This window comes from Streptomyces sp. NPDC001852, from assembly GCF_042891825.1.
GTDB lineage: Bacteria > Actinomycetota > Actinomycetes > Streptomycetales > Streptomycetaceae > Streptomyces.
In genome coordinates this window covers 42,193-49,074 of record NZ_JBIATN010000043.1, presented here as the reverse complement: position 1 = coordinate 49,074, position 6,882 = coordinate 42,193, and the positions used below count along the sequence as shown (strand labels likewise).

Genomic DNA, 6,882 nt, shown 5'->3' with positions numbered 1-6,882 from the left:
GGGTGGTGTGGTGTATGACCGCGCGGGGGGGTTACTGGCGGTCCGGGGTGGCGCCGTCGGGTAACCGGGGGGTGTGGGGGTCGGGGGCGCGCGCGACCTGGGCCGCGCCCCCCCCGACGACACCGCGCAGCGCCAGCACCCGGCACAGGTCGACCCGGTTGGCGCCCGTGCTCGTCCCGCTGTAGCTCGCCACCGCCGAGTCGGGCACGAAGTGGTCGACGGCGGCGAGGTAGCCGGCGAGCCGGCCGGCCGGCAGGGCGTCGTACATCAGCACGCACACGTCCAGCAGTGCCTGCGGGGCGCCGATCTGCCAGCTGTACCAGTTGCCGTAGCGGGTCTGGTCCGCGTTGTAGACGTCGCCGTGGAGGTGGTCAAGGCCGGTGAGGACCGCGTCCCGCAGATCCGCGTCGCCGGTCAGGCCGGTGCCGGGCTGGGAGTAGGCCTGTGCGAGCGTGCTCAGCCGGGTGCAACTGGTGTTCATGTTGCCCGAGTAGCCGTACGACTCCTGGTCGGTGTCCGGGTCCGGGTCGGCGTAGACCAGGTCGGGCCACAGGGAGCCGGGGGCGGGGGCCATCGTGGCCCGGTACCGGCCCGCCGTCGTGCCCAGGTCGGCGAGCCGGCTCGTGAACGGTTCGGCGGCGGGGTCGAAGCCCTCGCCGAGGATCAGGGTGCGCCACCTCGCCCGGAGCGTCGCGAACTCGTCCGACGCCGCGAACGCCCGGGTCCCGAGACCCAGGGCGAGAGCGGTTCCCGAACAGACGGCCAGAAAACCACGGCGTGACCAAGGAGTCGTCATGACGGCGCTTTCTAGCACGCGCTTTCTCAAACGCTCAATACCTCTTTCGGAGTTGCGTGTTCCGATCGTTTCGGTGTGGCCGGTCGACCCTGAACGGCGCCACCCGCGTCGCCGTATCTCAGTGCGGGGACGACGGAAGGAGATCCAGGTGCCGACACCGCCCGATCCCGAACGGCCGCGTCCCGGACCGGTCCTGGAACCCGTCCGGGTGCTGCGGCCCCGCCGCCTCGACGGCCTCGCGGAGCTGATGCGCGAGATGGAGAGCGCCCCGGCGCGAGCGGCGCACGCCGACGAGGCGGAGACGCAGGAACTGCCGCCCGTACCGCCGGTCCGCACTCCTCCCCACGCCGACGACCGGCCCCGCGTCCTGCGCCGGACGGCCGTCGCCGGGGCCGTGGCCGCCGCCGCCCTCCTCGGGTTCGGCGGCGCGCTGCTCCTGCCCGGCCGCGAGCAGGCCGCGGCGACCGTGCCCCCGCACCGGCCGGCCGCGACCGCACCGCCCCCCGCTGCACCGGCCCCCACCGCATCCCCCGCGCCCACCACCGCCACCGACCCCGACGGCCCCGGCACGCTCCGCCAGGGCGACACCGGCCCCGGCGTCGCCGAACTGCAGAAACGGCTGCTCCGCATCCCGGACGTCTACCGCGACGGCTCCACCAGCGGCACCTACGACGCCGGCCTCACCGCGGCCGTGGCCCGGTTCCAGCTCTGGTACGGCATCAGCGGTGACGAGACCGGCGTCTACGGCGACGACACGCGCCGCGCGCTGGAGTCGCGGACCGGCCCGGGCGACGATTCATGAGCGGTACGCGGGGAACCCCGGGAGAGCGGCGCGGACCGTGCCCGGGCCTCCGTGTGCACGCCGAGGCCGGGCCGTAGCGGCGGACGGGAGCGCGGTGCCATGACGGACGTGGACGGTGCGGCGAGCGTGGCCGGAGCCGGCCCGCAGGAAGGCATGGACGGCTCCATGGACGGCTTCTTCCAGCGGCTGAACCCCGACATGTGTGTGGTCACGGCCGTGGCCGACGGGGAGCGGGCCGGGTGTCTGGTCGGCTTCGCCTCGCAGTGCTCCATCCGGCCGCTCCGGTTCACGGTCTGGCTGTCCAAGGCCAACCACACCTACCGCGTCGCCCGGGCCGCACAGCACCTCGCCGTCCATCTGCTCACCCGCGACCAACGGGACCTCGCGGAACTCCTCGGCGGCCGGACCGGCGACAGGACCGACAAGTTCGCGCGCCTGGACTGGACGGAGGGCTACGGCGGCGCGGTGGTGCTGCGGAACACGGCGGCCTGGTTCGTCGGCACCATCCTCCACCGCACCGACGGCGGCGACCACGTCGGCTTCGTCCTGGACCCGGTGCAGTGGGGCGGGGGGCGCGGCGGGCCGCTGCTGCGCCTGTCCGACGCGGCCGGCATCCACGCAGGTCACCCTGTGGACTGAACGGGTTCGAACACCGGGCAACGCCCTGACGAAAGGCATTGCCCCGGCGGTGGCCCGGCCCCCATCATGGGCAGCCCCGCGGCCGAGCGTCGCGCGTTCCCCCGCACCACTACCGAAAGCCGGCCCGATGACCGCCTCCCGCATCCCGGGCCTCCTCGTGCCCGCCGTCTTCCTGTTGGCCCTGGTCGTCGGGGTGTGCTGGTACTGGCGGCACCGTGACGACGACTGATCCGCGGCCCCGCCACCCCGCGGACCGTCACCGGATCCCGGCGCGGTGTGGCCCTAGTCGTCCGTGTCCGGCGCGTCCGTCACGTCGTCCAGCGGCATCCTGATGTCCACCACGCACACGTCGTCCCGCCCCTCCTCCGCGAGCATCGTGGTGAGCAGCGCGTCCAGTGATCCGCAGTCACCGCAGCCCTGGGCGCGCACCGCTTCGGCCAGCCGGTCCAGGCCCGCGTCGAGGCTCTCACCGGGGCGTTCCACCAGACCGTCGGTGTACAGCAGCAGCCGGTCCCCGGGCTCCAGACGGAGTTCCGCCGCCTCGAAGAGGGGGGCCGCGGTCGCGCCGAGCAGCATGCCGGCGGGCCGGTCGAGATAGCGCACCTCGCCGCCGCGCACGAGCAGCGGCGGCAGATGCCCGGCCTGCGCCCACCCGAGCACGCGCCGGCCGGGGTGGTAGCGGGCGAGCACCATGGTGGCGGTGGCCTGGCTGTCGGGGGAGTGCAGCAGCAGGTAGTTGAGCCCCGCCAGTGCCTCGGTCAGCGAGGAGCCGGTGCTGACCATCCCCTTCGCGGTGAACCTGAGCTGGGCCATCGTGGCCACGGCGTCGACGCCGTGGCCCGCCACGTCACCGACCACGAACAGCGCGTCGTCGCCGGGGAGTTCGATGGCGCTGAACCAGTCGCCGCCCACGTGGATGCCGGACTGCGCGGGCAGATACGCGACCTCGACTCGCAGCCCCGCCCGCCGCACCGGCTTGCTCGGCAGCGGCAGCAGCGCGTGCTGCAGCCGGGCGGCGAGGGCCCGCTCGGCCTGCAGGATCCCGCGCTGCAGCAGCATCGCCCGCTCGCTCTCCACCAGCGCCAGTTCCGCGCTCCGCTGCCGGGTGAGGTCCTGGACGAAGCCGCGCACCTCGACGGCGGTGCCGTCCGGCGCCGTGACGGCCTCCGCCACCAGTCGCAGATGCCGGACACCCCCGTTCGTCCCGATGCGGAACGGCACGTCGAACGGCCGGGCGTGGCGGGTCAGTTCGACGATCGCGTGGGTGAGCGGGCCCGCGTCCTCCGGCAGGGCGAGGTCCGGGAGCCGTTCGAGAGCGAGCGGCTGCTCCGCGGCGGACCGGCCGAGCACGGCATAGGCCTGCTCGGACCACGAGCTCTCCCGGGTGATCAGGTTCCAGTTGGCCCAGCCGAGGTTGCCGAGCCGCTGCACATCGGCCAGGCGCTGCGCCTGCCGCTGAGCGGGTTCGTGCCGCAGCCAGGTGACCAGCAGGCCCTCGCCCAGCGGGGCGGCCCGCACCGAGTAGGTGCCGGTCACGGGCACCTCGCCGGCCACCTCGTGGTAGACGAACGGCTCGCTCTCGAACGGCACGCCCGCCTCCAGCGCCCGGAGACAGCCGTGCCACAGCGCCTCGCCCGCGACGGACGGGTAGCACTCCAGGACCTGTCTGCCGACCATCTCCCGGCCGGACCGGCCGAGCACGTCGACCGTCTCCGCGGTGGCGGCCTCGATGCGGTAGTCCTCCACCTCGCCGGAGGCGGCGCGCAGCGGAGTCAGCAGGATCGCCGCACCCGGCAGCGCGTCGAACACCGCCTGCACGGTCCGGGAGACGGCCTCGCCGGGGCGTTCCGGGGGAAGGCCGAAGGCGCGCAGCCGGCCCGCGCAGAGCCGGGCCACGGCCAGCAGCAGGTCCCGCTCGCGCGGCTCGAACGACCCGCCGCGCCTGCGCAGCACGCCGAGGGCGACACACGCGGTCTCGCCGTCGGGCACCGGCACCGGCAACCAGGCCCTGCTGGCCCAGCGCTCCGGCGGCTCCCCGATCAGCAGGTACCGGTCGCGGTCCCCGGAGTGGTCCTCCAGCCACCGCGGCTCACCGGACCCCAGGGCGTCGAGCGCGGCCACTCCGCGGACCGGGGGGACGTACCGCCACTGCGCGGCGAGGGTCGCGTCGACCCCGGCGTGCCCGATCAGTTCGAGCCCGCCCTCGGGCAGCCGCTCGTACAGCATCACCGCGTCGGCGTCGGTCTCGGGCGCGATGTGGTCCAGCAGACACCGGGCCAGCTCGTGCGGCGTGTCCGCCCGGACCAGGTCCCGGCCGATGCGCCCGAGCGTCTTCGCGAGGTCCGCCGTGCCGGTGGGTGCGGCGTTCCACGTGCCGGCGGCCGGCGGTCCGACGGGGGCCGCGGACGTGCCGGGCGGTCTCTCGTTCGGCGGCAGCAGGGCACCGAGGGTGAGCCAGCACTGTTCGACGAGCGTGCGGTTGCCGTCCCCGGCGCACCGCTGCAACTCCTCGTGCGCGGCTTCCGCGGTGCACCCTGTGACGGCCATCAGCACGCCCTTGGCCCGCTCCACGACCGCCGAGGTCGCGGCCAGGTCCCGCAGCCGTTCCAGCTCGGCGCGCTGCCGGGCCACGATCCTGGCCAGTGCGACAAGATCGTCGCCGGCGTGGTCCACCGGGTGCGCGCGCTCGCTCGTCACGCGATGAGCATGGCACACCGGGGGCCGTTCGATCACTCGTCCGCGGGATCCGGTTTTCATACGACCTTCACACCGGCTTCGCGCCACCTTCCACACCGGCTCCGTACGACCGTCCGGCGGTGGAGCGAGTCGTCTGCACGGACCGCAGCCACAGGGCCTGCGAGGTCGTCAGCCCGGTGCGGGCCCGGTGGATCAGCGGCCCGTGCCACGTGCGGCCAGGGCCTCGCTGACCGCGCGGACGCTTCGGGCGATGTGCTGCAGCTGCATCACCTCGGCGGCGTACAGCTTGATCGTGTGCTCGATGACCGACTCGGGGAGGCCCAGCATCGGCAGCTCGGCCCGTGCGGTCTGCAGGGCCGTCCGGGCGACCCGTATCTCCTGCTGGACCTGCAGCTGGGCGTGCCGGGCGAGCAGGACGGGGTGGCGGATGAGGGCCGGATAGCTGGCGTAGCGCGCGGGGATGAGGTCGCGCAGCCACTTGGCCGCCGAGCGCTCCCAGTCGTACGAGCCCGGCTCCTTGACCTGGCAGGGCCAGTCAGGGCTGATACGCGTGCTGGTCAGAGGCATGATCATCGCTTCCGGTGTGCGGCGTCGTGTGGGTGGTCGACGGGGTGCGGGGCGGCCCCGGCCTAGGGGATGGCCGGGGCCGCCACGGGCGCGTCGCGCAGACGATGCGCCCCGGTACACCCCGCGCGCCGACGTGGGTAGGGGACGGCGGCGGGGGGTGTCCGTGCAGGGGCCCCGGGCGTCGGCGACCGGCGCTGCGCGGTGACTTGCGTACGCATGGGCGGTCCGTCGGCTTTCTCGGGGCGGTGTGCGAGCGGTGGGTCCGCGGGTGCGGAACGCGCCAGGAGTGGGCCGGGCGCGATCCGTGAGCAGTATTTATATATGCCGTCCGCTTTGCAAGACGTATGAAAACATTCATGCGTGATTTGTCGTGGATGATCCCCGTCCGTGGCAGGGGAGACCGCAGGATCTTCACCGCACCCGGTGCAGGGGCGCAGAAACGTGCCCGATTCAGTCCTTCAGGAAGAACTGGTGCTGGTCGGAGAGGTGCTCGTACTTCTCCAGGCGGGCCTGGGTGCGCTCCGGATCGGCGTCGGTCATGGCCTGCAGCAGCGCGGCGGCCATCACGCCCGGCGCGGCGTAGGAGTCGAACACCAGCCGTGAGCCGGTACCGGTGGCGAAGGTGACGTCGGCCTCGTCGGCCACCGGCCCGAGGGCGAGGTCGGTCACCAGGGCGACCTTCAGACCGGCGCCGCGGGCCACCCGGACGGCCTGGAGCGTCTCCTGGGAGTGCCTGGGCATGGCGAAGGCCAGTACCCAGGTGCCGCCGGCCTCACGGCACTGCAGCAGCGCGTCGTAGGCCACGCTGCCGCCCCGGGTGACCAGCCGCACGTCGGGGTGGATGCGGCGGGCGGCGTAGCCGAAGTACTCGGCGAGGGACTCCGAGATGCGCAGGCCCAGCACCGTCAGCGGGGTGGAGCGGGACAGCTCGCGGCCGACGCGGATGATCTCGTCGGGGTTGGCGAAGTCCCGCCGCAGGTTCTCCAGGTTCTCGATCTCGGCGTCGACGGCCGCCTGGAGTTCGTTGGCCCGGTTCTCCTCGGCAGGCCCGCCGGCCAGGGTGCTCAGCGCGATCGACTGCAGCCTCTCGCGCAGGGCGGGGTAGCCGCTGAAGCCGACGGCGCCGGCGAAGCGGGTGACCGAGGGCTGGCTGACCCCGACCCGGTCGGCCAGCTCGGTGATGGACAGGAACGCGGCCTCGGTGATGTGCTCGATCAGGTACTGGGCGATGCGCCGCTGCCCCGGCGACAGACGGGGGCCGTCGAAGAGTTCCCTGAGCCGGGAGGTCGGGGCGGCCTCGGCCGCGGGCACGGTCTTGCCGGACGTGATCGCTGATGCCTGTGCGCGTGCCTGCTGCGGCGAGGGCACCGGTCCGCCTCCT

General features: G+C 73.8%; 5 protein-coding genes and 1 pseudogene. 2 read left to right on the top strand and 4 right to left on the bottom strand.

Annotated features, from left to right (window positions below; all coding sequences use genetic code 11):
* Positions 1-58: 58 nt before the first annotated feature.
* A pseudogene (locus tag ACFYZB_RS42325) lies at positions 59-796 on the bottom strand (lyase); the annotation flags it as partial.
* A 148-nt stretch (positions 797-944) separates the two neighbouring features.
* Between ACFYZB_RS42325 and ACFYZB_RS42320 the strand changes: the two are divergent.
* Both ACFYZB_RS42320 and ACFYZB_RS42315 read left to right on the top strand, forming a co-directional pair.
* On the top strand, positions 945-1,598 hold the full coding sequence (locus ACFYZB_RS42320) for a peptidoglycan-binding protein (RefSeq protein WP_388767214.1): 654 nt from the start codon (positions 945-947) through the stop codon (positions 1,596-1,598).
* Positions 1,599-1,763: 165 nt separating this feature from the next.
* Positions 1,764-2,237, top strand: a complete 474-nt coding sequence (locus ACFYZB_RS42315; protein ID WP_388767216.1) for a flavin reductase family protein — start codon at positions 1,764-1,766, stop codon at positions 2,235-2,237.
* A gap of 282 nt (positions 2,238-2,519) precedes the next feature.
* Here ACFYZB_RS42315 and ACFYZB_RS42310 read toward each other — a convergent pair whose 3' ends face one another.
* The 3 genes from ACFYZB_RS42310 to ACFYZB_RS42300 form a co-directional block, all read right to left on the bottom strand.
* Positions 2,520-4,934: a SpoIIE family protein phosphatase gene (locus ACFYZB_RS42310; protein WP_388767213.1), complete on the bottom strand. Its 2,415-nt coding sequence runs from the start codon at positions 4,932-4,934 to the stop codon at positions 2,520-2,522.
* A 192-nt stretch (positions 4,935-5,126) separates the two neighbouring features.
* Positions 5,127-5,507, bottom strand: a complete 381-nt coding sequence (locus ACFYZB_RS42305) for a hypothetical protein (RefSeq protein ID WP_351211711.1) — start codon at positions 5,505-5,507, stop codon at positions 5,127-5,129.
* 444 nt (positions 5,508-5,951) lie between these two features.
* Positions 5,952-6,869: a MurR/RpiR family transcriptional regulator gene (locus ACFYZB_RS42300; protein WP_388767212.1), complete on the bottom strand. Its 918-nt coding sequence runs from the start codon at positions 6,867-6,869 to the stop codon at positions 5,952-5,954.
* Between the last annotated feature and the right edge of the window lie 13 nt (positions 6,870-6,882).